Here is a 25,324-nt window from a genome sequence, read left to right as displayed (position 1 = left end):
GCCACAGCCGGGACCCACCGCGAGCCGAAGTCGATCGCCAGCTACACGAAAGGCTCCGCTCGCCGCGACACTGGCGTACTCACCATTATGCGCTCAAATGTGAAGAGACCGCGGTGATCGCGCACGTGTCGCGCCCAGTGGCGCCGCGGGCCGGGCGGCTTTCGACGGTCACCCCGCGGCGGACTGCTCCGCCCGGCGCACCAGCATTTCCGCATGCTTGAGCACCGGCGAGTCCACCATCTGTCCCTCGAACGCGAAAACGCCGCGTTCGGTCCGCGCCGCGTCCAATACCCTTCGGGCCCAGTCGACTTTCTCCTCACTGGGGCGATAGGCGTCTCGCACGACGGAAATTTGGGTGGGGTGGATGCAGACGGTCCCGTGGAAGCCCACCGCGACGGCATCGTCGGCTTCCGCGCGTAACCCGTCGACGTCGCGGATGTCCAGATGCACCGCGTCGAGCGCGGCCCGGCCGAAGGTGGACGCCGCCAGCAGGACCGTGGACCGGACGTGGCGGGCGAAGTCGCGGTAGGTGCCGTCGGCCAGGCGGCTGGAGCTGCCGCCGAGGGCCGCGACGAGATCCTCGGCGCCCCACATCATTGCGACGGTCCCCTCGGCGGCGGCGATCTCGGTGCTGAAGACCGCCCCACGGGGGGTCTCGATCAGCGCGATGACGTCGCGCGGCGCCAGCGCCGACACCTGCGCGGCCGACTCCGTCTTCGACAGCATCACCGTCGTGTAGGGGGTCTCGGCCAGGGCATCCAGGTCGCGGCCGTGCTCCTGGGTGCCGGCCGCGTTGACGCGCACCACGGTGCGCTCGGGATCCAGCGGGGTCTCCCGCAGCGCCTTGCGCGCGGCCGGCTTGTCCGCTTGGGCCACGCCGTCCTCGAGGTCGAGGATCACCACGTCGGCCGCGGCGGCGGCCTTCGCGAACCGCTCGGGGCGGTCCGCGGGGCAGAACAACCAACCCGGGCCGGCGGCTTGCAGGTTCACTCGGCCTCCTCGTCGCTCGGGCGTTTCTGGACCAGAGTTGTGCGCGCGGCTCGCGCGACTATGTCGCCATGCTGGTTGCGCCCGGTGTGCTCGAGGGTGACGATCCCTTCGCCGGGCCGGCTCTTCGACTCCCGCTTGGCGGTGCACACGGTCTCCGCGTAGAGAGTGTCGCCGTGGAAGACCGGCTTGGGGAACGACACCTCGGAGAAGCCGAGGTTGGCGACGATGGTGCCCAGCGTCAGCTGCGAGACCGACAGTCCGACCAGCGTGGACAGGGTGAACATCGAGTTCACCAGCCGCTCGCCCCGAAAGCCGGGCTGCTCGGCGGCCCACGCCGCATCCAGGTGCAGCGACTGGGTGTTCATGGTCAGCGTGGTGAACAAGACGTTGTCGGCCTCGGTGATGGTCCGGCCGGGCCGGTGTAGATACGTCGTGCCGATCTCGAATTCCTCGAACCACAGGCCCCGCTGGATGATCGACTTGCGGTCCGTCATGACAGCCCCAGCGATCGAGCGATGAGCATCAGCTGGACCTCGGTGGTCCCCTCACCGATTTCGAGGATCTTGCTGTCGCGGTAGTGACGCGCCACGGGATACTCGTTCATGAAGCCGTACCCGCCGTGGATTTGCGTGGCGTCACGCGCATTGTCCATCGCCGCTTCCGACGCGATCATCTTCGCGATGGCCGCCTCCTTCTTGAATGGCTTGCCGGCCAACATCTTCGCGGCCGCGTCGTAGTAGGCCGTCCGCGCGACGTGAGCGCGTGCTTCCATCCGCGCGATCTTGAAGCTGATCGCCTGATACGAGCCTATCGGCTGCCCGAAGGACTGGCGTTCCTTGGCGTAGTTCACGCTCTCGTCGACGCAGCCCTGCGCGGCGCCGGTCGACAGCGCGGCGATCGCAATGCGGCCCTCGTCCAGGATGGACAGGAAGTTTGCGTAGCCGGTGCCGCGGGGGCCCAGGAGGTTCTCCTCCGGGACGCGCGCGTCGGCGAAGCTCAACGGGTGGGTGTCCGAGGCGTTCCAGCCGACCTTGCTGTAGACCGGCTCGACGGTGAATCCCGGTGTGCCGTTGGGCACGATGATCGTCGAGATCTCCTTTTTGCCATCGGCAACGGTGCCGGTGACCGCGGTGACGGTGACCAGCTTCGTGATGTCGGTACCGGAATTGGTGATGAACTGCTTGCTGCCGTTGATCACCCACTCGCCGCCGTCGAGCCGGGCCGTGGTCCGGGTGGCGCCCGCGTCGGAACCGGCGCCCGGCTCGGTGAGCCCGAAGGCGGCCAGGGCCCGGCCGGCCGTCAGGTCCGGCAGCCATTTGGCTTTCTGTTCCTCGGAGCCGAAGCGGTAGATCGGCATCGCGCCGAGGCTGACGCCGGCCTCGAGGGTGATCGCCACCGACTGGTCGAACTTGCCGAGTTCCTCGAGCGCCAGCGATAGCGCGAAGTAGTCACCGCCCATGCCGCCGTACTCCTCGGGGAATGGCAGGCCGAACAACCCCATCTCGCCCATCTTGGCGACGACCTCGTACGGGAAGCTGTGCTCTTCGTCGTGTTTGGCCGATACGGGGGCGACGACGGCGCGCGCGAACTCGGCCACCGTGTCGCGAAGATCCTGATATTCCTTGGGTAGCGTTCCCGCGGTAATCGATGTCGTCATGTTTCGTCCTTACTCGAATCGGCTGCTGCTTCAGGCTCTTCGGGAACCAGCCGGGCCAGCACCTGGTCGACCGTGACCTGATCGCCGACAGACACCAAGAGCTCCACTCGTCCCGAAACCGGCGCGGGGAGCGAGTGTTCCATCTTCATCGCCTCCACGACCACCACCACGTCGCCCTCGGCTACCTCGGCGCCGGAGGCGGCCTGCACCGCGATCACACTGCCGGGCATGGGGCTGAGGATCTCGGCCTGCTGCGCACCGGCCGCGCGGTGGATCTTGTGCTCCTCGGCCTCGCGCAGGTGCCACGCCCCCCGCTCGTCGGCGATCCACAGGTGACGGTCGGCCTCGGCCCAGCGGTATTCGCGGCGCACCCCGTCCAGCGTGACGTCCATCCGCGCCCCGTCGACTTGCGCGCTCGCGGAATGGATCTCACCCACACCGACCTGTACCCGGGCGTCCTTAGGTGGTCCCCATACTGACACGGTCTCGCTGCGCAGCGGGGTCTGCATCTCGGTGCGTACGGGCGCCGGCGCGCCCCCGACCCGCCATCCGGTCGGCGCCGCCCACGGGTTGCCCGCGGCACGACGGTCCAGCGCCCACTGACGGTAGAGGCCGCCGGCGGCGAGTACGTCGTCGGGCGCCGGCATCGGCGCGAAGTCCGCCACGCGTTCGTCCAGCAGCGCCGTGTCCAGGTCACCGGCCTGCACCCGCTCGTCGGCGAGCAGGAACCGGAGGAATTCGATGTTGGTCTGCACACCCAGGATTGCGGTCCGCGCCAGCGCCCCGTCGAGTTTGGCCAGCGCTTCATCGCGGTCCTCCCCGTGGGCGATCACCTTGCTCAGCATCGGGTCGTAGTCGCTGCCGACGTGCGTGCCCGCCAGCAGTGAGGAGTCGACCCGCACGCCGGCGCCGGAGGGTTCGGCGACGTGCAGGACCCGGCCGCCGGTGGGAAGGAACCCCCGCGCGGGATCCTCGGCGTACACCCGGGCCTCGACCGCGTGGCCCCGCAGTTCGATGTCGTCCTGCGCGAACCCCAGCTTCTCGCCCGCGGCCACCCGGAGCTGCCACTCCACCAGGTCCAGGCCGGTAACCGCTTCGGTGACCGGATGTTCCACCTGGAGCCGGGTGTTCATCTCCATGAAGAAGAATTCGTCCGGCCGGTCGGCGGACACGATGAACTCCACCGTGCCCGCGCCGACGTAATCGACACTGCGGGCCGTGTTGCAGGCAGCCGCTCCGATGCGGGCGCGGGTCTGCGGGTCGAGCAACGGCGAGGGCGCCTCTTCGATCACCTTCTGGTGGCGGCGTTGCAGGCTGCACTCGCGCTCGCCGAGGTGCACCACGTTGCCGTGGGTATCGGCGAGAACCTGCACTTCGATGTGCCTGGGGCGCAATACGAATCGCTCGAGGAACAGGGTGTCGTCGCCGAACGACGAGGCGGCCTCCCGCCGGGCGCCGAGCAGGGCATCGCGCAGCCGGCTCGGATCGTCGACCAGGCGCATGCCCTTGCCACCACCGCCCGCCGACGGCTTGATCAACACCGGATATCCGACTTCTTCGGCCGCCGCGACCAACTCGTCGTCGCTCAGTCCGGGCTTGGCCACACCGGGCACCACCGGCACGTCGAAGGCGGCGACCGCGTTCTTGGCGGTGATCTTGTCGCCCATCACCTGGATTGCCCGTGCCGGCGGGCCCAGGAACACCACGCCGGCACGCTCGCAGGAGGCGGCGAATTCGGCGTTCTCGGAAAGAAATCCGTAGCCGGGATGGATAGCCTGAGCTCCGGTGCGTGCCGCCGCATCCAGCACCTTGCCGATGTCGAGGTAGCTCTCGCGGGCCGGGGCGGGACCCAGGCGGACGGCCGTGTCGGCCTCCAGGACATGACGGGCGTTGGCGTCGGGGTCGCTGTATACCGCCACCGACCGGATGCCCAGCCGGCGCAGCGTCCGCATTACCCGGACGGCGATCTCGCCGCGGTTGGCTACCAATACGGTTTCAAACATAGTCATCACATCCGGAAGACGCCGTAGGAGACCGGCTCCAACGGGGCATGGGCACATACCGAAAGCGCCAGCCCGACAACCGTTCTGGTGTCGGCCGGGTCGATGATGCCGTCGTCCCACAGGCGCGCGGTCGAATAGTACGGGTTGCCCTGGTCCTCGTATTGCGCGCGGATCGGCGCCTTGAACGCCTCTTCCTCATCGGGCGGCCACGGTTTGCCGGCCGCGGCGAGTTGCTCACCGCGCACCGTGGCCAGCACCGAGGCGGCCTGCTCGCCGCCCATGACCGATATGCGCGCATTGGGCCACATCCACAGGAAGCGCGGGGAGTACGCCCGTCCGCACATCGAATAGTTGCCCGCTCCATACGATCCGCCGATCACGACGGTCAGCTTGGGTACCCGGGCACAGGCCACGGCGGTCACCATCTTGGCGCCGTGTTTGGCGATGCCGCCGGCCTCGTAGTCGCGGCCGACCATGAACCCGGCGATGTTCTGCAGAAACAGCAGCGGAATTTTGCGCTTGTCGCACAGCTCGATGAAATGGGCGCCCTTCAAAGCGGATTCGCTGAACAGCACGCCGTTGTTGGCGATGATGCCGACGGGATGCCCGTGGATGCGCGCGAAGGCGGTCACCAGCGTCTTGCCGTAGTTGGCCTTGAATTCGCTGAATTCGCTGCCGTCGACCAGGCGCATGATGACCTCGTGCACGTCGTAGGGCACGCGCGGATCCGGCGGTACCACATCGTAGAGCTCGCCCTGCGCGTGCTTCGGCTCGACCGAAGGCAGCACGTCCCATTGGCTGGGCTCGCGCGGTCCGAAGGTTGCCGCGATCGCGCGGACGATCCGCAACGCGTGCTCGTCGTCGTCGGCAAGATGATCGGTGACCCCGGAGACCCGCGAATGCAGGTCGCCGCCGCCGAGGTCTTCGGCCGAGACGATCTCACCGGTCGCAGCCTTCACCAGCGGCGGACCGCCGAGAAAGATGGTGCCCTGTTCGCGGACGATGACGGCCTCATCGCTCATGGCCGGCACATAGGCGCCGCCGGCCGTGCACGATCCGAGGACGGCGGCCACCTGCGGAATTTCCTTGGCGCTCATGGTCGCCTGGTTGTAAAAGATTCGGCCGAAGTGCTCGCGGTCGGGAAACACCTCGTCCTGGCGCGGCAGGAAGGCGCCGCCGGAGTCCACCAGGTAGATGCAGGGCAAGCGATTCTGGAGCGCGACTTCCTGTGCGCGCAGGTGCTTTTTGACCGTCATCGGGTAGTAGGTGCCGCCCTTGACCGTGGCGTCGTTGGCGACGATCACACACTCACGTCCCGACACCCGGCCGATCCCGGTGATGATCCCAGCCCCCGGGGACTCGTCGTCGTACATGCCGTTGGCGGCCAGCGGGGCGAGCTCCAAGAACGGGCTGCCCGGGTCGAGCAGTCGATCCACCCGTTCGCGCGGCAGCAGCTTGCCGCGGCTGACGTGGCGCTCCCGCGCGCGTTCGTTGCCGCCCAGTGCCGCAGCCGCCAGCCTGGCGTTCAACTCGCCGACCAACCCGCGGTGCTCATCGGCGAACGATGGAGCGGTCATCACGGATGAACTCACGAATGCCTCCCGGTTGTCGCCAGCACAAGCGGCGGTTCGGTCTTGTCGATCACCTCGTCGGTCGAGACGCCCGGCGCCGTCTCGACCAAGTGCAAACCGTCGTCACGGACATCGATGACGGCCAGATCGGTGATGATGCGGTCGACACAGCCCGCGCCGGTCAGCGGAAGCGTGCATCGCTCAACGATTTTCGGGCTACCGTCGCGCGCGGTGTGCTCCATCATCGCGATCACCTTGCGGGCGCCGTGGACCAGGTCCATCGCACCGCCCATGCCCTTGACCATCTTTCCGGGAATCATCCAGTTGGCCAGATCACCGGTGGCCGAGACCTGCATCGCCCCAAGCACGGCGACGTCTAGGTGCGCACCGCGAATGATCCCGAACGAGGTCGAGGAACCGAAGAAGGCCGCGCCGGGCAACGTGGTGACCGTCTCCTTGCCCGCGTTGATCAGGTCCGCATCGACGTCCTCGGGCCGCGGATAAGGTCCCACGCCCAGGATGCCGTTCTCCGAATGCACGACCACGGTGATGCCGGCCGGGATGTGATTGGGGACCAGGGTGGGCATCCCGATACCGAGGTTGACGTATTGACCGTCCTCCAATTCCGCGGCCACCCGCGCGGCCAAACCCTCTCTACTCCATGGCATCAGCGCACCGTCAGCTTCTCGATCGGCTTGGCGGGATCGGGCGCATGCACGACTCGTTGCACGAAGACACCGGGGGTGTGCACCGCAGCGGGGTCGATCTCTCCCGGCTCGACGAGGTGTTCCACCTCGGCGATGGTGATCCTGCCGGCCTGCGCGCAGTCCGGGTTGAAGTTGGCAGCGGCGCGGTGGTAGACGAGGTTGCCGTGCCGGTCGCCCTTCCAGGCGTGCACCAGCGCGAAGTCCGTGCGGATCGCCCGTTCGAGAACGTAGGTGACACCGTCGAATTCGCGGGTCTCCTTGGGCGGCGACACGACGGCCACCGCTCCCGAGGCGTCGTAGCGCCACGGGAGCCCACCGTCGGCGACGGGAGTACCCACTCCCGCCGGGGTATAGAAGGCCGGGATTCCCATGCCACCGGCACGCAGTCGCTCCGCCAGCGTGCCCTGCGGGGTGAGTTCCACCTCGAGCTCACCGGCGAGGAATTGGCGGGCGAATTCCTTGTTGTCACCGACGTAGGAGGCGACGGCTCGGCGAATCCGCTTGTGCACCAACAGGTGCACCAGCCCGACACCGTTTCCGCCGCAGTTGTTGGATACCGTCTCCAAGTCACGCACCCCGGTGGCCGCCAGCGCGGCGATCAAAGCCTCGGGGATGCCACAGAACCCGAAGCCCCCGACCGCCAGGGAAGACCCGTCGGTTATGTCGGCAACCGCCTCAGCGGCCGTCGCCACCACCTTGTCCATCGCCGCAGCAGCCTCCTTGCCGTCGGGCGGGGCGTTTTGAGTTAATCCTCATTAACTCAGGGCGACAATACCATCGTCGATCCCGCTGGTCCAGGGACGAGGACACCGGAGGTCGCCGTCCGTTACCGCAGGTTAATCGTGAATAACTCGTGCTAAGTTAGTGGCGATTAACCAACTGGACGGGGGTTCGTCATGACAACGTCCACCTCCGACGGCCAGCCCGGGCCCGCCGATGCTCCAAATCGACGCAGCCAGTTGAAATCCGACCGTCGTCAACAGCTGCTATCGGCCGCCGAGCGGCTGTTCGCAGAACGCGGCTTTCTCGCCGTACGCCTGGAAGACATCGGCGCCGCCGCCGGCGTCAGCGGCCCGGCGATCTACCGGCACTTTCCCAACAAGGAGTCGCTGCTCGTCGAGTTGCTGGTGGGCATCAGCGCCCGACTGCTTGCCGGCGCCCGCGACGTGCGGGCTCTCAACTCCGACGACCCGTCCGCAACGCTCGACGGTCTGATCGACTTTCACCTGGACTTCGCGCTCGGCGAACCGGACCTGATCCGCATCCAGGACCGCGACCTCGCGCACCTGCCCGAGGCGGCTGAGAAGCAGGTACGCAAGGCGCAACGCCAATACGTTGAGGTCTGGGTCGGCGTGCTGCGCGAGCTCAATCCCGACCTCGCCGAGGCCGATGCGCGGCTGACCGCCCACGCGGTTTTCGGCTTGCTCAATTCGACGCCCCACAGCATGAAATCCACCGACGCCTCGCGCGGCAAGCACGCGCGCGCCGCACGGTCCCGCGCGGTAATGCGCGCGATGACGGTCGCGGCTCTCGCCGCGGGGAACGATTGCCCCTGAGTCGCCGCCCATGAGGTGATTCGCCGTCCGAGCGCCCGGCGCAGGTACTCTTGCAAGCTATGAGGTGGACATGAACGATTCACGTCCCACCGATCGGTTCACTGACTCTTTGCCGGGATCGGGCCAGCAGCGCGCCTGGTACCCGCCACCCGTCGACCCGGCTTACGCCGATCAGGCGCCCTATGCGCCGGCCTATGGCGCGCAAGCTCCGCCGTGGGCGCCCGGGATGAACGACACCAACACGACCAAGCAACTGCCGGCGTACTGGCAGCAGGAGCTTCCTCCGTCGGGGCAGCTGCAGCAGGGCTCGGCTCCCCCGCCGCCCGAAGGCCCGAAGCCTCCACCGCGATGGCTCTGGATCGTCGCCGGCGCGGCCGTGCTGCTGGTGGTTGCCTTGGTCATCGCTCTGGTGCTGGTGAACAACGCGATCAAGACCCAGACCGCCGTCCCGCCGCTGCCCGCGATGCCGGAGACGACGCCCCCGATGCCGAGCCCGTCGACACGCACGTCTTCGCCGCGCATCCCCGCCCCGATGCCCCCCACCGGCGGGTTGCCGACGCCCACCGAGTCGACCGGCCCGGCCGCCCTGCAGGACGTCGTCTACAGCGTGGCCGGCGAGGGCCGCGCCATCAGCATCATGTACATCGACACCGGGGGCCTGATCCAAACCGAATTCAACGTCGAGCTGCCCTGGACCAAAGAGGTCAGCCTCGCCAAGTCGGCGGCACACCCGGCCAACGTCACGATCGTCAACATCGGTCACAACGTCACCTGCTCGGTCACCGTCGACGGCGCTCAGATGAGCAAGCGCGTCGGCGTCGGCCTGACCATCTGCGACGCCCGGGGCTGAGCGCTCTACGACGGTTCGCCCGCGAGGGCGCCCCGGGCCGGCACCCGGACCGCCAGCATGGCGAGCAGCCCGGCGATCAGCACCAGCGAGATGCCGCCCAGACCGGCGCGCACGGCGCCGAATACGTCCACGAACACCGAGAACAGCCACGGGGCGACGAACGCCACCGCCCGCCCGGTCATGGTGTACAGGCCGAACGCGACGCCTTCCCTGCCGTGCTTGGCCATCTGCAGCAGCAGCGCACGTGAGGACGACTGCGACGGCCCGATGAACATGCACAGCAGCAGCCCGCAAATCCAGAAGGCCACCGAGCCGGACAGCAGCATGAGAGTGATTCCCAGGACGACGATCGCGGCCAGTGACCCGACGATGACGGGTTTCGACCCGATGCGGTGATCGACGAACCCACCCGCCACCGCGCCCACCGCCGCCACCACGCTGGCCACCACCCCGAAGATGAGCACGTCGCCCTGGGAGATGCCGTACACGTTGACGCCGAGCACGGCGCCGAAGGCGAAGATCGCCGCCAGCCCATCCCGGAAGAGCCCGCTGGCGAACAGGAAGTAGACCAGGTTGCGGTCGCGCCGCCATTCGGCAACGACCTCCGTAAACAGCTTGCGATAGCCGCCGAGCATGCTCGTCGGCTCGTGCACCTCGGTCGAGTCGGGGAGCCGGTGCGCGACCAACAGCAATGGCAGCGCAAAAATGGCCAGCCATGCCGCCGCCACCAGCATCGCCTCCCGAACGTACAGGCCGTCGTGCAAAGGTGTCCGAAACAGCCCGCGCGTCGCATCCGGCCCGGAGGCCTTCCCGGAGATGAATCCGGTGTAGACCACGAGCAGGAGCAGGACGCTGCCGACATAACCGGCCGCCCAGCCCAACCCCGAAATCCGGCCGGCGGTCAGCGGCGTCGAAAGTTGGCGCAGCATCGCGTTATACGGGACGCTGGCCAGATCGCCGCAGGCCGCGGTCGCTCCCATCAGCACCAGCCCCGCCCATAGGTAGCCGGGGCGGTCATGGATGAAGAACATCCCGCATGTCAGCGCGACGGCCAGAGCGGTCAACACGCTCAGGGCCACCCGCCTGCGATGCGGGGACTCCACCCAGACTCCGACGGCCGGCGCCAACAGGGCGACGGTCAACCCGGCAATGGCCGCCGCCCGCCCCAGCCAGCTCGCCGGCGAGGTGCCGCCCGATATGCCCACCCCCACGCTGCTGGTCAAATACACGGAGAAGACGAAGGTAGCCACTATGGCGTTCAGTCCGGTGGAGCCGCAGTCCCAGAGCGCCCACGCCACCACCCGGGAGGGCGTGGGCGCGAGTGAACCCGACGACGGCTGGCCCATGCTCGGCACTCTATGTGTTTACGTGTTTCGCGGCCGACCCGCCGCGCCCGGCCACGCCGCGGCGCCTGTCTACGATTGGCGCATGCCGATCCCCGCGCCCAGCCCAGACGCGCGTGCCGTGGTGACCGGAGCTTCGCAGAACATCGGCGAAGCGCTGGCCACCGAACTGGCAGCGCGCGGACACAGCCTGATCGTCACCGCACGACGCGAAGACCTGCTCAACGAGCTGGCCGCCCGCCTGAGCGACAAGTACCGCGTCGCGGTCGAGGTGCGGCCCGCCGACCTCGCCGATCCCGGGGAACGGGCGAAACTGTGCGACGAACTGGCCGCCCGACCCATCTCCATCCTGTGCGCCAACGCCGGCACCGCGACCTTCGGCCCGGTGGCGACGCTGGACCCGGCGACCGAGAAGGCGCAGCTGCAGCTGAATGTGCTGGGCGTGCACGACCTTACGTTGGCGGTGCTGCCGGGCATGGTCGAGCGCAAGTCCGGCGGCATCCTCATTTCCGGTTCGGCGGCGGGCAATTCGCCGATTCCCTACAACGCGACCTATGCGGCCACCAAGGCGTTCGCGAACACCTTCAGCGAATCGCTGCGTGGCGAGCTGCGCCACTCCGGTGTGCACGTCACGCTGCTCGCACCGGGACCGGTGCGCACCGACCTGCCCGACGACGCCGAACGGTCGCTGGTCGAGCGACTGGTGCCGGAATTCCTGTGGATCTCCACCGAGCACACCGCCCAGGTGTCACTGGATGCGTTGGCGCGCAACAAGATGCGGGTCGTCCCCGGTCTGACGTCGAAGGCGATGTCGGTGGCGAGCGGTTACGCGCCGCGCGCGATCGTGGCGCCGATCGTGGGCAGCTTCTACAAGAAACTGGGCGGCAGCTAGCCGTTACTTCCGCCGCCGGCGGCCGTTGCCGAATTTGATGCGGATAAGTTCGCGGATGCCGGTGTTCACCGCACTTTGCACTTCCCGGTCGTGCCAGAGCCTTTCCAGCAAGCCGGGCCCTTTGGGCTCCGCCGGCTCCGGCATCGGCGGCACCGGCTCGTTCGCCGGCACTGGCGGGTAACCGGACTGGACCTGCGGCGGCTGCGGCCCCGATTGGGCTTGCGGGCCGGGCTGCGGCCGCGCCGGCTGCTGAACCTTCTGGTTGTACTTCGCCTGCAGCGGACTGTCTTTCGCCGCCTGCGCGATATCGTCGGTGCCGATCGAGGCCATCATCGACCGAGGCACCCGCATCCGGGTCCACGCAACGGGTGTCGGTGCGCCCTTCTCCGACAGCACGGTGACAACGGCCTCACCGATTCCCAGCGACGTCAACGCCGACTCCAGGTCGTACACATCGGTTTTCGGGTAGGTGCGGACGGTCTTGCTGAGCGCTTTCTGGTCGTCCGGAGTGAATGCCCGCAGCGCGTGCTGGATGCGGGCGCCCAGCTGGGAGAGCACGTCGTTGGGCACGTCGGTGGGGAGCTGGGTGCAGAAGAACACCCCCACGCCCTTGGAGCGGATCAGCTTGACTGTCTGTTCGACCTGTTCGAGGAAGGCCTTGGAGGCATCGGCGAACAACAGGTGGGCCTCGTCGAAGAAGAAGACCAGCTTGGGCTTGTCGACGTCACCGACCTCCGGCAGCACCGCGAACAGGTCGGTCAGCAGCCACATCAGGAAGGTGGAGAAGATGACGGGGCGCAACGACTGACCGCTGAACTCCAGCAACGAAATGATGCCGCGCCCCTGCCCGTCGACGCGCAGCAGATCGTTGGGGTCAAGCTTCGGCTCTCCGAAGAACGTGCCCCCACCCTCGCCGCCCAGGTTCACCAGTGCCCGCAGGATGACGCCCGCCGTCGTCGACGACACCCCGCCGAGGTCTTTCAGGTCGGTCTTACCCTCGTCGCTGGCCAGGTGGCTGATGACGCCGCGCAGATCGTCCAGCGTCACCAGCGGACGATTGTTCTCCTTGGCCCAGTGAAAGATCAGTCCCAGCGTCGACTCTTGAGTGGCGTTGAGCCCCAACACTTTCGACAGCAGAACCGGACCGAAGCTGGCGACGGTCGCGCGTACCGGTACGCCCACTCCCCCGGTGCCCAGCGACAGGAACTCGACCGGGAATCCGGTCGCCGCCCAGTCGTCGCCAGTGTCTTTGGCCCGGGCGGCGGTCTTGTCGTTGCCCTGGCCCGGCCGAACCAGGCCCGAAAGGTCACCCTTGACGTCGGCCATCATCACCGCAACGCCCGCCGCGCTGAGTTGTTCGGCGATCAGCTGCAGCGTCTTGGTTTTGCCGGTTCCGGTCGCGCCGGCCACCAGGCCGTGCCGATTGATTGTGGAGAGCGGTATGCGGATCTGTGCCGTCGGGTCGGCTGCGCCGTCAACGACGACCGTGCCCAGTTCGAGTGCCTGTCCGTCGACGGCATAGCCGTCGGCAATCCGGCGTGCGGGTGTCTCCGCTGATTCGGTGCTCATCGTGCTGCGCCCCCCTGTTCTCCAGTGGTTCGGCATGCGGTCGGCAACGCTCACACTACTTCTCCGGCGGAGTTGGGGGCGACGGACAACGTGAGCGCCAGTTGGGCCTAGTCTGAGCGCTGTGCGAGACGAGTTGGTGTGGATCGACTGCGAGATGACCGGGCTGAACCTCGGCTCGGACAAGTTGATCGAGATTGCGGCCCTGGTCACCGACGCCGATTTGAACGTTCTGGGTGACGGCGTCGACGTGGTGATCCACGCCGACGATGCGGCACTGTCTTCGATGATCGAGGTCGTCACCGAAATGCACTCGCGTTCAGGGTTGATCGACGAGGTGCGGGCGTCCACCGTCGACCTGGCGACCGCCGAGGCCATGGTGCTCGACTACATCGGCAAGCACGTCAAGCAACCCAAGACGGCGCCGCTGGCGGGCAATTCCATCGCCACCGATCGCGCATTCATCGCCCGCGACATGCCCGCGCTCGACTCGTTCCTGCACTACCGGATGATCGACGTGAGCTCGATCAAGGAGCTCTGCCGGCGCTGGTATCCGCGGATCTACTTCGGCCAGCCGGTCAAGGGACTCACCCACCGGGCGCTGGCCGACATTCACGAATCGATCCGCGAGCTGAAGTTCTACCGCCGGACGGCGTTCGTCGCCCCGCCGGGGCCGTCTACCAGCGAGATCGAGGCCGTGGTCGCCGATCTGGACGGCACGCCGGGCCCAACCGGAGCAATTGATTCGGCGACCGAGCCACCGAACCGCTAATATCGACAGTCGCTGCTCGTAGGGCCCCGGCCCGGCGGGCGGGCATGGTGGGTGTAGTTCAGTTGGTAGAGCGTCAGGTTGTGATCCTGAATGTCGCGGGTTCGAGTCCCGTCACTCACCCCAATCGGTTGGGAGGCGTTCTCGCTTCCCGACCGCCTGGGCAGCATTACCGTCCCAGCGCAACGCGATCGCACTCGACGCGGAAGGGACAGCGGGCCGTGCCGCCGAATCGTCGCCGGATACGCCGCCCCCTTGCCCCGCGAGCAGTCATCGCGGGCTGCGCCCTCCTTCTGGCCGGCTGCGGCGGGTCGAGCCACACGGCGACCACCGTCACCTCGACGATGCCCGCAGCGACCAAGACGGTGACCGTGACCGTCGCGCCGCCACCACCGCCGGGGCCCAAAACGACCATCGAGGCCAATGGCACGTTCATCGTTGGCAGCGACATCGCACCGGGCACCTACCGCAGCGCCGGAAATTACGGATGCTATTGGGCGAGGCTGCGCAGCCTGGACACCGGCGACATCATCGACAACAACGTCAACGACGGTCCGCAGGCGGTGCAGATTCTGCCGACCGATCGCGCGTTCATGACCAGGAACTGCGCGGCCTGGCAGAAGGTCGGCTGACGCGGGTCAGGTGTTGGCGTTGCCCGCTTTCCACTGCGGCCAGGGCACGTTCCAGTCACCCAGCCCCTCGGTGCCAGGCAGCGTCGGCCCCACGGTGTTGATGACCTCGACGATGTCGCCGCTCTTGCTGTGGTCGTAGAACCACTCCGCATTGCTGGGACTCACGTTCAGGCACCCGTGGCTGGTGTTGGTGTGTCCCTGGGCGCCGACCGACCACGGCGCGGAGTGCACGAATACGCCGCTGTAGGACATCTGGGTGGCCCAGTCGACTTCGGTGCGATATCCGTTGGGCGAGTTGACCGGAACGCCGTACGTCGACGAATCCATGATGATGTGCTTGAACCGCCCGCCAATGATGTAGAACCCGTTGGCAGTGGGCGTGCTGTCCTTGCCCATCGACGTCGGCATCGTCTTGACCACTTCGCCGTTGACGCGCACGGTCACCGTCTTGGTGGTGTCGTCGGCCGTCGAAATGACCTCGTCGCCAATGGTGAAGTGGGTCTTGACGCTGTCCTCGCCGAACATGCCGTCACCGAGGTCGACGCCGTAGGTGTTGACCGCCACATCGACGGTCGTTCCCGATTTCCAGAAGTGCTCTGGGCGCCAACGTACTTCACGATTGTTGAGCCAGTAGAACGCGCCCTCTACGGGTGGGTTGGTGGTGATCGTGATGGCCTTCTGCGCCGCGGCGCGGTTGGCGATGTTCTCGTCGAAGCGGATCGCCACGGGCTCGCCGACGCCGACCACATCGCCGTCGCCCGGGTTGACGTACGGCATGGTCAGGTGGGCGGGTGAGCTGGTCTGGAAGGTCATCTGGCGATTCGCCGCCCCGCCCATGCCCAGCGCTTTCGCGCTCAGCGTGTAGCGCCGGTTGTAGCCGAGCTGCTCGGTGGTCGACCAGCGCAGCCCGTCGGGGCTGAGTTGGCCGCTGATCGACCTGCCGTTCTCGTTGACCATGGTGACCGATGCAAGGACGCCGTCCGCGACACTCACTGTCACCGGTGAATCGACGGTGACGCCGACGGCGCCGTCGGTCACCGAGGCGGTGAGCTTCGGGACGAGCAGATCGGCAAACGGAGTGCCCTTGTCGAAGATCACCTTCTGCGGGGCCGCGGTGTTGCCGCCACCGCAGGCAACGCCGAACACAGCAACCGAAGCGATCGCGGCAGCCAGCCACGATCGTCGTTTGCGCAAAGGCGTCATCGAGTGACCTTCCATGGAATTCGATGTAGTTGGTCACCGCTGACCAGAAACAGTGCATGAATTGTAATGGGTTTTTGCGTGCGCGCGTGCCGCCATCGGCCGGTCCCGACCCGGTGTCACGCGATCGTGACGAATCGCGCCGTCAGGCCATTTCGCGGGGTCTTCAGGCCGGTTGATCGACCGCGTCGTCGAGTTCAACCTCGACCCGATCGCGGGTCGAGGCGGCGCCGACACGCGCGAGCTTGACGATGGCATCACCAGGACCGCCGCCGCCAAGGCGATCATCCCGGCGCGGCCCGCGTCCAGCGTCTCGTCGAGGACAACCACGCCCAGCACCGCCCCCACGACCGGTTGCGACACCTCCAGCATGGGCATCGACGCGGTCAACGGGCAGGCCCGGAACGCCGTCTGGATCACAGTGCGCTGCACTGCAGGCCATTTCGTCGATCGAGGTCACCGCGGCGTCCGGGCGGGGCCTACCATCCCCCGGTGGCTACGCTGGAGAGGATTCTGAGAATTTCACTCCGCGGCAGGACGCCTGTTATTGTCGCGTACGCGGTCTCGGCCGTCGAAAGCGCCGTTAGCTCAGTTGGTAGAGCAGCTGACTCTTAATCAGCGGGTCCGGGGTTCGAAACCCTGACGGCGCACCACCCATAACCCGAGGACAGGGATAGTTCTCCCGTCGTACCCGCCGCAGGCGGGATGGGGGCAGCGCCAATCGACCTCAGTCGGACGGCATTCCCATGCATCGTCTCCAATCGGGGTTTTGGGGGTCCCCGTTATACAAGGCGGCGCAGTTTCGTGGGGCGTTGCTTGTGGGGGTCGGGTCGGGGCTGGCTTTGGGTTCGCTACGGCACCCGCCGGCCACCGTCGCCACCGCCGCCAGAGCGACCAGCGCGAACGCGGCGCGCTGGGTTGACCGCAGAACGGACATACATACCTCCCGAGGGCGATGTCGACATGCGGTCGACGCGGTGTGACCTAGAGGGAACCCGACCAAACGGGCTAGCTTGCCGCGCTTCTTGCCGATGACGAGATTTGGGCGCATTAAGACAATCAGAGCGCCAACAACGTGCAGCATGCCACAGCGGAGAAACCCTGTGGCGGTATCTGCATCACGCGGGCTGGTGCCGGGACGGCGTGTTCAGCCCGGTCCATGCATGTCGACTACGCCGGTGGGGCCGAGAGGGCCTGGATGACCGCGTTCAGGGGCTCCGGCGACGTCGCAGTGTCGCCAATATACGGGTGGGCGAGTTCCAAGACGAGGAACAGGTCGGTGGCCAGCAGCACGGCCACCGTCGCGACCAACGCGTAGTGAATGGTGGGGTTCTCGACGCTGTAGACGATGACGCAGCCAAGGACCAGCCCGCTGAGCAGGAAGAAGACTATCCACATCGACGGGGGCAGCCCGTTTGCAGTGCGCGCCCGGATCAGCCGGTCTGTGCGTGCCTGACTGATCTTCTCAAGGGAGTCGAACGACGCAGCGAGAGAAGCCTTTTGGGTATCGGTGCGCGGCTGAACTCCCTCATATGCGGCGCGAAGGCGCTGCAGTGCCTGGCCGGCCGTGGGATAGGCGTGGCCGTTCGCGACCATCGGCCACTCAGTTACGGCCGCGCGTTCATAGTCCAGCAGCGCCTGGCGGACTCGGTCGCTGTCGGCCTTATCGAACACGGTGAGGTCGTTGGCCATCTGCACCCCCGTCGTGCCCTCGGCCCGCATCGCGTCGTCCGCATTATTGTTCTGACCCCACATCGCGGTAACGATGAACCCTGTGAAAAACGCGTAGACGAACCCGACCAGCAAGAAGGCGAACTGCGTGACCTCGCTGCGCTCGTCCCCCCTCAGGCCGGGGAATCGATGCCGGACATACGCCAGGACGAGCACCGCTGCGCCCGCGATGAGGACGTTGAGCCCGACTAACAGCACCCACGACGGGACATTGCTCACGATCCAACCACTCACAAGCCACACTCCTCGAGAGCATCACCCCGAAAACCAGGCGGGAATGCAAAAATTGGGCCGGTCGTGGATCCGCGGCCGGCCGTTCGACTCTAGGCGCATGTCCGCGGCGCGACGTCCACTTCGCACATTCTGCCCGGTTTCGGGAGTTTGCTGAAAACAATCCGTCCGGACGCCTAGGGTCCGTGGTGGCCCCGCAATGGAAGGTGACGCGGCGTACGGGGCAAAACCTTCGAAGGCGCCCTGAGCGGGACGCGTCCTAACCTGATCGCCCGCCTGCTTGATCGTCGCGGCGCGGCGTGCTGGAGACCGCGAGCCCTCAGACGCCGATCCCTTCGCAGCGAGTTCAGGAGTGACCGAATGACCAGCAAGCTGACGGGCGACGTGGTGCGCGCGGGCGATCCCGGCTACGAGGCAGCACGGGTGGGCTGGAATCGTCTGTATTCGCGCTATCCCGAGGCAATCGTGTTCTGCGCCAGCACACAGGACGTGGTCAACGCGGTCGGGTGGGCGCGCGAGGAGGGCGTAGCCCTGCGTGCCCGCAGCGGGCGCCACAGCCTCGATGGCTGGTCCTCGATCGACGGCGGCCTGGTTGTCGACGTCAGTCGCATGAAGAGCGTCACGATCGATGAGACGGCGCGCACGGCGACGGTCGGCACCGGACTCACGCAGAAGGAGATCGTCCCGGCTCTCGGGCAGCGCGGCTTCGTCATTCCGACCGGCTCCGAGGGGGGTGTCGGGCTCGGCGGCGTGGTTCTCGGCGGGGGCTTCGGATTGCTCACGCGCAGTTTGGGATTGGCGTCCGACAACCTGCTCGCGGCCGAGATGGTAGTGGCCGACGGCCCGCGCTCGGCGAAGGTTGTCGAAGCCTCCGAACACAGCAACGCCGACCTGCTGTGGGCGTGCCGTGGCGGAGGCGGCGGCAACTTCGGGATCGCCACGTCCTACACGCTGAAGCTGCACGAGCTCTCGCGGGTCGACTTCGCGATTGTCAGGTGGACCGGTCTCGACGATCTGGGCGCGATACTTCGCACGTGGCAGCGTGAGGCGCCGATCGCCGACGAGCGCCTGACCAGTGCGCTCGAGGCGGACTCCGCCGTGGTCGAGCTCTCGGCGGTGATGCACGGTGGCTCACGCGAAGAACTGGACGCCGAGCTGCGTTCGCTACTGGCGATCGGCAAGCCCGAGGTGACCTACACAAACGAGGCCTGGCCGACCATCTACGGAAATATCGACAGGGCGGCGGATCTCCCGTTCTGGAAGTTCTACTCTCAGTTCGTCACTCGCCCATTCCCCGACGAGGCGATTGATCTGGTGGTTCGCTTCATGGCGGACACACCCAGCGCGCCGAGCAATTTCTTCTGTTCGAGCTTCGGCGGAGCGGTGCGCCACGCCCCGCCGGGCGGGTCGGCGTTCCCGCACCGTGACGCGCTGTTCTACTGCGAGCCCGGCGCGGCCTGGGACGACCCCGCGCTGAACTCGAAGGCTCTGGGCTGGGCGGTCGACTTCTGGCGCGCACTGCGGCCCTTCGGCGACGGCGCCTACGTCAATGTGCCCAATGCGCCCGCATCCGACTGGGAGCGTGAGTATTACGGCTCCAACTGCGAACGGCTACGCGAAGTCAAAGCCAAGTACGACCCGTCGAACGTTTTCTGCTTCGAGCAGAGCGTGCCTCCCGCCGGCTGACCCGGTTGTCGCGTCGGAATTGGCTCGAGCAGCACCCACACTGCCACCGCCGACGCGAGCAGCAGCGCCGAGCCGACCCCCGCGGCGATGGCCAGCCCGTCGGTGAATGCGGCCTCGGCGGCGGTCAACAAGCCTCGTGCCTTCTCGGCAGGCAGGCTGTGCGCAACCACGGTCGCAGCGGCAAGCGAATTCCGCGCTTGCGACGCCACGGCATCCGCGGTGCCGGACGGAATTTCCAGCCCGCGGTAGACCGCGGTGACGATGGAGCCAAGTGCCGCGATGCCGAGCGCCGCGCCGAGTTCGTAGGCGGTTTCCGAGACCGCCGCTGCCGCGCCTGCTCGGTCCGGCGTGACGCTGGCGATGACGACGTCGCTCGCCGCGGTGAAAGCCAGCCCGAGGCCGACGCCGACGACAAAGAGTGCGGTGCCGAGCCGCGGGTAGCCGGTGGACGGGCTGATCAGTATCAGCGACGCCATCGCGCCACCGACCAACGCCAGCCCGGTCGCGAGGACCGCGCGCTGCGACCAGTGACGCACGGCGACACCGGCCAACAGGCCGAACACGGTCGCGGCGCCCGCGGCGGGCAGTTCGGCCATCCCGGCCCTCAGCGGGCTGTATCCCTGAACCAGTTGAAAGAATTGCGACAGGAAGAACACCAGGCCCGAAAGGCCAAGCACGGAAAGCAAATTAGCGGCGACGACACCCGAAAACGCGCGATTGGCGAAAAGCCGTACGTCGATCAACGGTGTGCTCAGCCGGAGCTGCCGCCGGACGAACACCGTCAGCGCCCCCGCGCCGACAACACCGACCGCTGCCACTTGCGCCCCAAGCCCGTTGGTGGCGCCTTCCTTGCCGGCATAGACGAGGGCAAGCATGCCGACGAGCGCCAGCGCGACGCTGGGCAGGTCCCACGGCCCCGGCGTAGGGTCGCGCTGTTCCGGTAACAAGACGATGCCGCCGACAAGGAGCATGAGCATCACCGGGATGTTGATCAGAAACACTGAGCCCCACCAGAAGTGCTCCAGGAGTAGCCCACCCGTCACGGGGCCCAGTGCGGTACCCGCCGAGAACATGGCGGCCCACACACCCACTGCCACGCTGCGTTGCCGTGGCTGGGGAAACAGGCCGCGGATCAACGCCAGGGTCGACGGTGCCAACACCGCCCCCGCCACGCCCAGCAGCGCCCGCGCGCCGATCAGCGCCATGGCGTTCGGCGCATATGCCGTCGCCGCCGACATGAAAGCGAATGCCGTTGCGCTGCAGAGCAACAGCTTCTTGTGGCCGATACGGTCGCCGAGGCTGCCCATCGTGATAAGCAGACCCGCCAGCACGAAGGAGTAAATATCGCCGATCCACAAGACCTGCGTCGCCGTCGCCCCGAGATCGGTGATTATCTGTGGGGCGGCGACGGCCAGTACCGTGCCGTCGACGCCGATCACCAGCACTCCGAGGCTCAGCACCCCGAGCGCCAACCAACCCCGTGTCATGACCGGCTCACCCCGTGTAGCAGCAGGTCGGTGATCATCGGGGTGAAGTCGCGGCGCGCGGCCCGTCCGGCCTGGATAACCCACCCCGCGCCCGCGACAAGGTCGTAGAACGCCTCGGTCAACCAGACGGCACTGAGATCGGGACGGAATTCGCCTTCTCGCTGGCCGCGCTCGAACATTGCCCTGATCTCGGCGTCGATCTCCGCCCACCCTTCCTGCACCCGATCGGCGTCGAATCCCTGACTCTGGGTGCAGAGAAAGGTGAGATATCCGGACACGGGTTCGCACGCGGTCACCAAGCGCTGCAACGCTTCTGTGGCCGAGCCCTCCTGCCAGCGAGCGGCCCTCAGGGCCCCACGCATCTGCGCCACCGCGAGTTGGTCCAGTGCCTCGAGGAGGGCGCTCCGCCCGGCGAAGTAACGATGCAGGGTCGCCCGGCTGACGCCGACCGCCGCGGCGATCTCGTCCTGCGTTGCGTTGGGACGCCGACCGAGGAAATCCGCGGCGGCAAGCAACATCTGTTCACGATCGGGAGCCATGAGACAAATATATCTCAGATGAGACAATTATGTCTTAACCTCGTTAGGCCCCCGGTAACAGCGCCGCGGTGGCGGCGGCAAACCCCCGTGTACCGCTGTCCAGTCAGGCACACTGAGCCACGTGGCAATGAGGACGTCCGGATGCACACTCGGAGAAGCGCGTCAGCGCGAGCGCCGCGAAGAGGGGCAGTAGCGCCGTGAGCTGGGAGACGGTGCTCACGACCACTCTGGTGCCGGTCGCGTCCGTCTTGTCGACTGCGACGGTGGCGGTCTGGACGAAGCGTATCGACGCCCGAACTAAGCGAGAGGATCGAGACCACGCGCTGGTGCTCGACTACGAGAAGCGGGCCGGCGAGGACAAGAAAGCGGTGCTGAAGCTTCTCATCTCGGCAACCCTTCACCTCAAACGCGGCGCGGAGCCCCTCGTGGGCGCCGAAGTCACCGAAGAGACCATCAGCCGAAGGCGGGCGGAGGCCACCAGAGAGTTGTACGAATTCCGCGCACGGCTGGGTCTCGACGACGGAGTTGCCGAGCTGATGATCTACGCCGCAGAACCGGTTCGTGACCTCACCGAACTGATCCTCGACGAATGGGACCGCCAATTCCGCGAGCACGGCTACTCGCTGTCGCAGCTGGATGCGTGCAAGGAGCAACTCCAGACCACCGTCGACGTCCTACCAAATAGCGATGAGGCGATGGTCGAACGGAAGCGAAAGTGGACCGCGCTGAAGGACGAAGAAGCAACGTTTCTCAAGCAACTCGGCGATGAGTCGGATCTTGACGTCGACGCGCTGGTGGTGCTGTGCAACCGGTTGTTGAAAGCCGCCCACACGGACCTGCGCGGTGGCTACGGCATAGACACGTGACGCGCGTCGGGCCCGTCCCGACCTGTTCGACGTAAATTGCCTGCCGCACGGATGATCCTGCAGGTAGCTTCTCTTCACAGCGAGTGCCCCTGGAATCGAGCCGTGGCGAAGGAGCTGCAATGGGGTTCATCCAGCCGAATCTGCCCGTGGTCGACGTGGCCGAATGGAGCAAGCAGAGCCGCGCCCAGCGGATCGTGCCGATGGTGCGCCACATCGCCGAGAACGGTTTCGGCACCCCGCTGGTGATGCATGTGATGTACGGCGTGAAGATCGCGCTGTACATCCTGGGCGGCTGGGTGTTCGGGTGGTGCACGACCGGCATCGGCAGCTTTACCGGCGTCGCGGCGTGGTGGTCGGAACCGATCGTCTTCGAGAAGGCCGTGCTGTACACGATGCTGTTCGAAGTCATCGGCCTGGGTTGTTGCTTCGGGCCGCTGGCCGGCCGCTACTTCCCGCCGATGGGATCGATCCTGTACTGGCTGCGGCCCGGCACCATCCGGTTGCCGCCGTGGCCCGATCGGGTGCCGTTGACCAAGGGCAGCGTCCGCGGCCCCATCGACGCGGTGCTCTACGCCGCGCTGCTGGTGTTGCTTGCCATCGCGCTCGTGTCCGACGGCACCGGCCCAATCCCCGCCTTGCACACCGAGATTGGCGTGCTGGCGCCCTGGCACACCGTCGCGATCCTGGCGGTCCTGGCCGTCGTCGGGCTGCGCGACAAGGTGATCTTCCTGGCCGCGCGTGGCGAGGTCTACGCGCCGCTGGCGCTCGCCTTCCTGTTCGCCGGGGCGGACTCCATCATCGGGGCCAAGGTGGTCTTCATGGTGATCTGGCTGGGGGCCGCCACCTCAAAACTCAACCGGCACTTCCCGTTCGTGATTTCGACGATGCTCGCGAACAACCCGTTCATCCCGTCTGGTCCGCTGAAACGGTCGATGTTCAAGCACTATCCGGACGACCTGCGGCCCAGCGCGCTGGCGGGTTTCATCGCCCATTTCTCCACCGCCGTGGAAGGCCTGGTGCCGCTGGTCCTGCTCTTCTCCCACGGCGGCTGGCCGACAGCGATCGCCGCATTCGTGATGATCGTCTTCCACCTGAACATCCTGCTGGCCTTCCCGATGGGTGTCCCCTTGGAGTGGAACGTCTTCATGATCTTCGGGGTGCTGTCGCTGTTCGTCGCGCATGCCCGCCTCGGCCTGTCCGACCTGGCCAACCCGTTGCCGGTGGCGATCCTGTTCGTGGTCATCGCCGGCATCGTCGTCGTCGGCAACCTCTACCCGCGCAAGGTGTCCTTCCTGCCGGGCATGCGGTACTACGCGGGCAACTGGGACACCACCGTGTGGTGCGTCAAGCCGTCGGTCGACGAGAAGTTCCGCACCGGCTCGCGCGCGCTCGGGCCGATGCAACACCTGCAGCTCGAGCGCCTCTACGGCTCCAAAGAGGACACCCTGGTCCCGCTTCACCTGGCCATGGCGTTCCGCGGGATGAACACCCACGGGCGCGCGCTGTTCACCCTGGTGCACCGCGCGCTGGCCGGCTACGACGAGGACGACTACAACCTCTGCGAGGGCGAGGTGCTGTGCTCGATGGTGCTCGGGTGGAACTTCGGCGACGGGCACATGCACAACGAATGCCTCATCGAGGCGCTACAGCAGCGGTGCAATTTCCAGCCGGGCGACGTGCGGGTGGTCATCCTCGACGCGCAGCCCATCCACATCCAGCGGCAGGAGTACCGGCTCGTCGACGCGGCGACCGGCGAATTCGAGCGCGGCTATGTCGACGTCGAGGACATGGTCACGACGCAGCCCTGGGCCGACGACATTCCGGTGCACGTGCAGAGCGGCACAGGTGCCGGCATGGCGTGACGCGTCAGCGGTTGCGCACCCGGTGCACCACAACCACGACGACGAGGACACCGACGCCGGCCAGTGACACCGCCACCGCGGGCTTCTTGACGAACTCGACCGCCTTCGCCTTCAGGTCGTCGGCGAGGCGGCGGGGGTTGGCCCGCACAGCGAGCGAGTCGACGGTGGCCGCCAGCTGGTCGCGGGCGACGTCGATGTCGCGCTTGATGGCCTCGGGGTCCCGGTCCGCCACGTGTCTGTCCTCCCAGTCGGCCTGATGCACCTGAGGCACTACCCTAGATCAGCTGGTGATAACCCCAACGCTCCGGTGAACAGAAAGGGGCCCAGAAATTGGCCGATAGCACGCGGCTTGCGCCGGGCGGTAAAGCGCCCACCTTCAGTCTGCCCGACGCCGACGGGAACCAAGTGTCGCTGGCCGATTACAAGGGGCGGCGCGTCATCGTGTACTTCTACCCCGCGGCCTCGACTCCCGGCTGCACCAAGCAGGCCTGCGACTTCCGCGACAACCTGCACGAACTCAGCGACGCCGGCCTCGACGTCATCGGCATCTCCCCCGACAAGCCGGAGAAGCTCGCCAAGTTCCGCGACGCCGAAAAGCTGACGTTCCCGCTGCTGTCGGATCCCGACCGCAAGGTGCTGACGGCCTGGGGCGCCTACGGCGAGAAACAGATGTACGGCAAGACCGTGCAGGGCGTGATCCGTTCGACCTTCGTGGTCGACGAGAAGGGCAAGATCGAGGTCGCCCAATACAACGTCAAGGCCACAGGGCATGTGGCCAAGCTTCGCCGCGACTTGTCGATCTAGTGTTCTACACCCCTGGCTGGGGAGCGATCGTCGGCGTTGGCGGAACCGTTGCAGGCGTGACGGTTACGCACCCCGCGAACTATGCGCTCAGTTGGCGCACGTCGCGCATTGCTGAACTCAACAGCGAGAAAGGGCTCGGCGTGACGGCCACGCGTAGCTCCACCATCGCCGCAGGCGCGACAGCGGGTACCCGTGAGGGTGGCACTACCCAAGTGCCGGCCAAGAGCGCCCACGCCGACGCTGGCCAAGTCATTGGTATGTCACCGGGATGAGCACGCGGCATTCATCGAGGATTGGGACTCCGTGGCCGACACCCCCGAAGCGACGATAAGGCTGTGTCGGGGTGCACTCGATCGTATCTCAGGTGGCGGGTCGCTTCCGC

The 25,324-nt window shown here is 66.9% G+C and carries 23 protein-coding genes, 2 tRNA genes and 1 pseudogene; 11 read left to right on the top strand and 15 right to left on the bottom strand.

The window, feature by feature from the left end:
- Nucleotides 1–168 precede the first annotated feature (168 nt).
- Genes A5773_RS10540 through A5773_RS10510 form a run of 7 tightly spaced genes read right to left on the bottom strand, consistent with a single transcriptional unit; the run spans nt 169 to nt 7,632 of the window.
- Entirely contained in the window at nt 169–990 is an 822-nt protein-coding gene (locus tag A5773_RS10540) for a CoA ester lyase (RefSeq protein ID WP_066958441.1), read from the bottom strand.
- Entirely contained in the window at nt 987–1,484 is a 498-nt protein-coding gene (locus A5773_RS10535) for a MaoC family dehydratase (RefSeq protein ID WP_066958444.1), read from the bottom strand. The genes A5773_RS10540 and A5773_RS10535 overlap by 4 nt, the downstream gene beginning before the upstream one ends.
- Nucleotides 1,481–2,647 (bottom strand): acyl-CoA dehydrogenase family protein, encoded by a 1,167-nt coding sequence (locus A5773_RS10530; protein WP_066958446.1) that lies wholly within the window; start codon nt 2,645–2,647, stop codon nt 1,481–1,483. The genes A5773_RS10535 and A5773_RS10530 overlap by 4 nt, the downstream gene beginning before the upstream one ends.
- Nucleotides 2,644–4,650, bottom strand: coding sequence for an acetyl/propionyl/methylcrotonyl-CoA carboxylase subunit alpha (locus A5773_RS10525; RefSeq protein WP_066958675.1), 2,007 nt, complete (start codon nt 4,648–4,650; stop codon nt 2,644–2,646). Before A5773_RS10525 ends, A5773_RS10530 begins: the two co-directional genes overlap by 4 nt.
- Nucleotides 4,651–4,655: 5 nt before the next feature.
- Entirely contained in the window at nt 4,656–6,227 is a 1,572-nt protein-coding gene (locus A5773_RS10520; RefSeq protein WP_067790800.1) for a carboxyl transferase domain-containing protein, read from the bottom strand.
- A gap of 11 nt (nt 6,228–6,238) precedes the next feature.
- The gene (locus tag A5773_RS10515) at nt 6,239–6,889 is read right to left on the bottom strand and encodes a CoA transferase subunit B (protein ID WP_067790798.1); all 651 of its coding nucleotides are present in this window, start codon (nt 6,887–6,889) and stop codon (nt 6,239–6,241) included.
- Nucleotides 6,889–7,632 carry a CoA transferase subunit A gene (locus tag A5773_RS10510; protein WP_067790796.1) on the bottom strand — a complete coding sequence of 248 codons (744 nt, stop codon included), beginning with the start codon at nt 7,630–7,632 and terminating at the stop codon, nt 6,889–6,891. The genes A5773_RS10515 and A5773_RS10510 overlap by 1 nt, the downstream gene beginning before the upstream one ends.
- A 192-nt stretch (nt 7,633–7,824) precedes the next feature.
- Here A5773_RS10510 and A5773_RS10505 point away from each other — a divergent pair, with 192 nt between their 5' ends.
- The gene (locus A5773_RS10505; RefSeq protein ID WP_082948171.1) at nt 7,825–8,484 is read left to right on the top strand and encodes a TetR/AcrR family transcriptional regulator; all 660 of its coding nucleotides are present in this window, start codon (nt 7,825–7,827) and stop codon (nt 8,482–8,484) included.
- Nucleotides 8,485–8,548: 64 nt separating this feature from the next.
- Complete coding sequence (locus tag A5773_RS10500) at nt 8,549–9,334, top strand: MmpS family transport accessory protein (protein WP_197507869.1); 786 nt, start codon at nt 8,549–8,551, stop codon at nt 9,332–9,334.
- 5 nt (nt 9,335–9,339) lie between these two features.
- Here A5773_RS10500 and A5773_RS10495 read toward each other — a convergent pair whose 3' ends face one another.
- A complete protein-coding gene (locus A5773_RS10495) occupies nt 9,340–10,680 on the bottom strand; it encodes an MFS transporter (protein ID WP_067790794.1) in 1,341 nt (446 codons plus the stop codon).
- An 82-nt stretch (nt 10,681–10,762) separates the two neighbouring features.
- On the opposite strand from A5773_RS10495, the gene cmrA reads away from it, so the two are divergent.
- The gene (gene cmrA / locus A5773_RS10490) at nt 10,763–11,569 is read left to right on the top strand and encodes a mycolate reductase (RefSeq protein WP_066958462.1); all 807 of its coding nucleotides are present in this window, start codon (nt 10,763–10,765) and stop codon (nt 11,567–11,569) included.
- Nucleotides 11,570–11,572: 3 nt separating this feature from the next.
- On the opposite strand, the gene A5773_RS10485 is transcribed toward cmrA, so the two are convergent.
- Complete coding sequence (locus tag A5773_RS10485; protein WP_067790792.1) at nt 11,573–13,138, bottom strand: helicase HerA-like domain-containing protein; 1,566 nt, start codon at nt 13,136–13,138, stop codon at nt 11,573–11,575.
- A 121-nt stretch (nt 13,139–13,259) separates the two neighbouring features.
- Between A5773_RS10485 and orn the strand changes: the two genes are divergently transcribed.
- The 3 genes from orn (at nt 13,260) to A5773_RS10470 (ending at nt 14,536) form a co-directional block, all read left to right on the top strand.
- Nucleotides 13,260–13,907 (top strand): oligoribonuclease, encoded by a 648-nt coding sequence (gene orn / locus A5773_RS10480; protein WP_066958466.1) that lies wholly within the window; start codon nt 13,260–13,262, stop codon nt 13,905–13,907.
- Between the two features lie 47 nt (nt 13,908–13,954).
- Nucleotides 13,955–14,030, top strand: a tRNA-His gene (locus A5773_RS10475).
- A 167-nt stretch (nt 14,031–14,197) separates the two neighbouring features.
- Nucleotides 14,198–14,536 (top strand): hypothetical protein, encoded by a 339-nt coding sequence (locus tag A5773_RS10470; protein ID WP_066958679.1) that lies wholly within the window; start codon nt 14,198–14,200, stop codon nt 14,534–14,536.
- A gap of 6 nt (nt 14,537–14,542) precedes the next feature.
- On the opposite strand, the gene A5773_RS10465 is transcribed toward A5773_RS10470, so the two are convergent.
- Both A5773_RS10465 and A5773_RS25510 read right to left on the bottom strand, forming a co-directional pair.
- A complete protein-coding gene (locus A5773_RS10465) occupies nt 14,543–15,754 on the bottom strand; it encodes an Ig-like domain-containing protein (RefSeq protein WP_066958469.1) in 1,212 nt (403 codons plus the stop codon).
- A 148-nt stretch (nt 15,755–15,902) separates the two neighbouring features.
- A pseudogene (locus A5773_RS25510) lies at nt 15,903–16,150 on the bottom strand (DMT family transporter); the annotation flags it as partial.
- 163 nt (nt 16,151–16,313) lie between these two features.
- Between A5773_RS25510 and A5773_RS10455 the strand changes: the two are divergent.
- Nucleotides 16,314–16,389: transfer RNA gene (locus tag A5773_RS10455), tRNA-Lys, on the top strand.
- A 517-nt stretch (nt 16,390–16,906) separates the two neighbouring features.
- On the opposite strand, the gene A5773_RS10450 is transcribed toward A5773_RS10455, so the two are convergent.
- On the bottom strand, nt 16,907–17,701 hold the full coding sequence (locus tag A5773_RS10450; RefSeq protein ID WP_232001827.1) for a DUF4239 domain-containing protein: 795 nt from the start codon (nt 17,699–17,701) through the stop codon (nt 16,907–16,909).
- Nucleotides 17,702–18,058: 357 nt separating this feature from the next.
- On the opposite strand from A5773_RS10450, the gene A5773_RS10445 reads away from it, so the two are divergent.
- Nucleotides 18,059–19,384, top strand: coding sequence for an FAD-binding oxidoreductase (locus A5773_RS10445; RefSeq protein ID WP_067790787.1), 1,326 nt, complete (start codon nt 18,059–18,061; stop codon nt 19,382–19,384).
- On the opposite strand, the gene A5773_RS10440 is transcribed toward A5773_RS10445, so the two are convergent.
- Both A5773_RS10440 and A5773_RS10435 read right to left on the bottom strand, forming a co-directional pair.
- Entirely contained in the window at nt 19,288–20,871 is a 1,584-nt protein-coding gene (locus tag A5773_RS10440; RefSeq protein ID WP_082948170.1) for an MFS transporter, read from the bottom strand. The two genes, A5773_RS10445 and A5773_RS10440, sit on opposite strands and share 97 nt — an antisense overlap.
- Entirely contained in the window at nt 20,868–21,410 is a 543-nt protein-coding gene (locus A5773_RS10435) for a TetR/AcrR family transcriptional regulator (RefSeq protein WP_067790785.1), read from the bottom strand. Before A5773_RS10435 ends, A5773_RS10440 begins: the two co-directional genes overlap by 4 nt.
- A 197-nt stretch (nt 21,411–21,607) precedes the next feature.
- On the opposite strand from A5773_RS10435, the gene A5773_RS10430 reads away from it, so the two are divergent.
- Together A5773_RS10430 and A5773_RS10425 are read left to right on the top strand one after the other, a co-directional pair.
- A complete protein-coding gene (locus A5773_RS10430) occupies nt 21,608–22,276 on the top strand; it encodes a hypothetical protein (protein ID WP_067790783.1) in 669 nt (222 codons plus the stop codon).
- A 119-nt stretch (nt 22,277–22,395) separates the two neighbouring features.
- Nucleotides 22,396–24,138, top strand: a complete 1,743-nt coding sequence (locus tag A5773_RS10425; protein WP_067261070.1) for a DUF3556 domain-containing protein — start codon at nt 22,396–22,398, stop codon at nt 24,136–24,138.
- Between the two features lie 4 nt (nt 24,139–24,142).
- On the opposite strand, the gene A5773_RS10420 is transcribed toward A5773_RS10425, so the two are convergent.
- Nucleotides 24,143–24,370: a DUF3618 domain-containing protein gene (locus A5773_RS10420; protein ID WP_066958681.1), complete on the bottom strand. Its 228-nt coding sequence runs from the start codon at nt 24,368–24,370 to the stop codon at nt 24,143–24,145.
- Nucleotides 24,371–24,468: 98 nt separating this feature from the next.
- Between A5773_RS10420 and bcp the strand changes: the two genes are divergently transcribed.
- Complete coding sequence (gene bcp, locus A5773_RS10415) at nt 24,469–24,942, top strand: thioredoxin-dependent thiol peroxidase (RefSeq protein ID WP_066958484.1); 474 nt, start codon at nt 24,469–24,471, stop codon at nt 24,940–24,942.
- Nucleotides 24,943–25,324 lie beyond the last annotated feature (382 nt).

The organism is Mycobacterium sp. 852014-52450_SCH5900713 (genome assembly GCF_001667075.1).
Lineage (GTDB): Bacteria > Actinomycetota > Actinomycetes > Mycobacteriales > Mycobacteriaceae > Mycobacterium.
This window is presented reverse-complemented; position numbering and strand designations above follow the sequence as displayed.

What these genes read in the sequence shown, in the direction of transcription:
- A5773_RS10535 (WP_066958444.1), bottom strand. Translation starts at nt 1,484, where the DNA reads ATGACGGACCGCAAGTCGATCATCCAGCGGGGCCTGTGGTTCGAGGAA.
- A5773_RS10530 (WP_066958446.1), bottom strand. Translation starts at nt 2,647, where the DNA reads ATGACGACATCGATTACCGCGGGAACGCTACCCAAGGAATATCAGGAT.
- A5773_RS10525 (WP_066958675.1), bottom strand. Translation starts at nt 4,650, where the DNA reads ATGTTTGAAACCGTATTGGTAGCCAACCGCGGCGAGATCGCCGTCCGG.
- A5773_RS10520 (WP_067790800.1), bottom strand. Translation starts at nt 6,227, where the DNA reads ATGACCGCTCCATCGTTCGCCGATGAGCACCGCGGGTTGGTCGGCGAG.
- A5773_RS10515 (WP_067790798.1), bottom strand. Translation starts at nt 6,889, where the DNA reads ATGCCATGGAGTAGAGAGGGTTTGGCCGCGCGGGTGGCCGCGGAATTG.
- A5773_RS10510 (WP_067790796.1), bottom strand. Translation starts at nt 7,632, where the DNA reads ATGGACAAGGTGGTGGCGACGGCCGCTGAGGCGGTTGCCGACATAACC.
- A5773_RS10505 (WP_082948171.1), top strand. Translation starts at nt 7,825, where the DNA reads ATGACAACGTCCACCTCCGACGGCCAGCCCGGGCCCGCCGATGCTCCA.
- A5773_RS10495 (WP_067790794.1), bottom strand. Translation starts at nt 10,680, where the DNA reads ATGGGCCAGCCGTCGTCGGGTTCACTCGCGCCCACGCCCTCCCGGGTG.
- cmrA (WP_066958462.1), top strand. Translation starts at nt 10,763, where the DNA reads ATGCCGATCCCCGCGCCCAGCCCAGACGCGCGTGCCGTGGTGACCGGA.
- A5773_RS10485 (WP_067790792.1), bottom strand. Translation starts at nt 13,138, where the DNA reads ATGAGCACCGAATCAGCGGAGACACCCGCACGCCGGATTGCCGACGGC.
- A5773_RS10465 (WP_066958469.1), bottom strand. Translation starts at nt 15,754, where the DNA reads ATGGAAGGTCACTCGATGACGCCTTTGCGCAAACGACGATCGTGGCTG.
- A5773_RS10445 (WP_067790787.1), top strand. Translation starts at nt 18,059, where the DNA reads ATGACCAGCAAGCTGACGGGCGACGTGGTGCGCGCGGGCGATCCCGGC.
- A5773_RS10440 (WP_082948170.1), bottom strand. Translation starts at nt 20,871, where the DNA reads ATGACACGGGGTTGGTTGGCGCTCGGGGTGCTGAGCCTCGGAGTGCTG.
- A5773_RS10435 (WP_067790785.1), bottom strand. Translation starts at nt 21,410, where the DNA reads ATGGCTCCCGATCGTGAACAGATGTTGCTTGCCGCCGCGGATTTCCTC.
- A5773_RS10425 (WP_067261070.1), top strand. Translation starts at nt 22,396, where the DNA reads ATGGGGTTCATCCAGCCGAATCTGCCCGTGGTCGACGTGGCCGAATGG.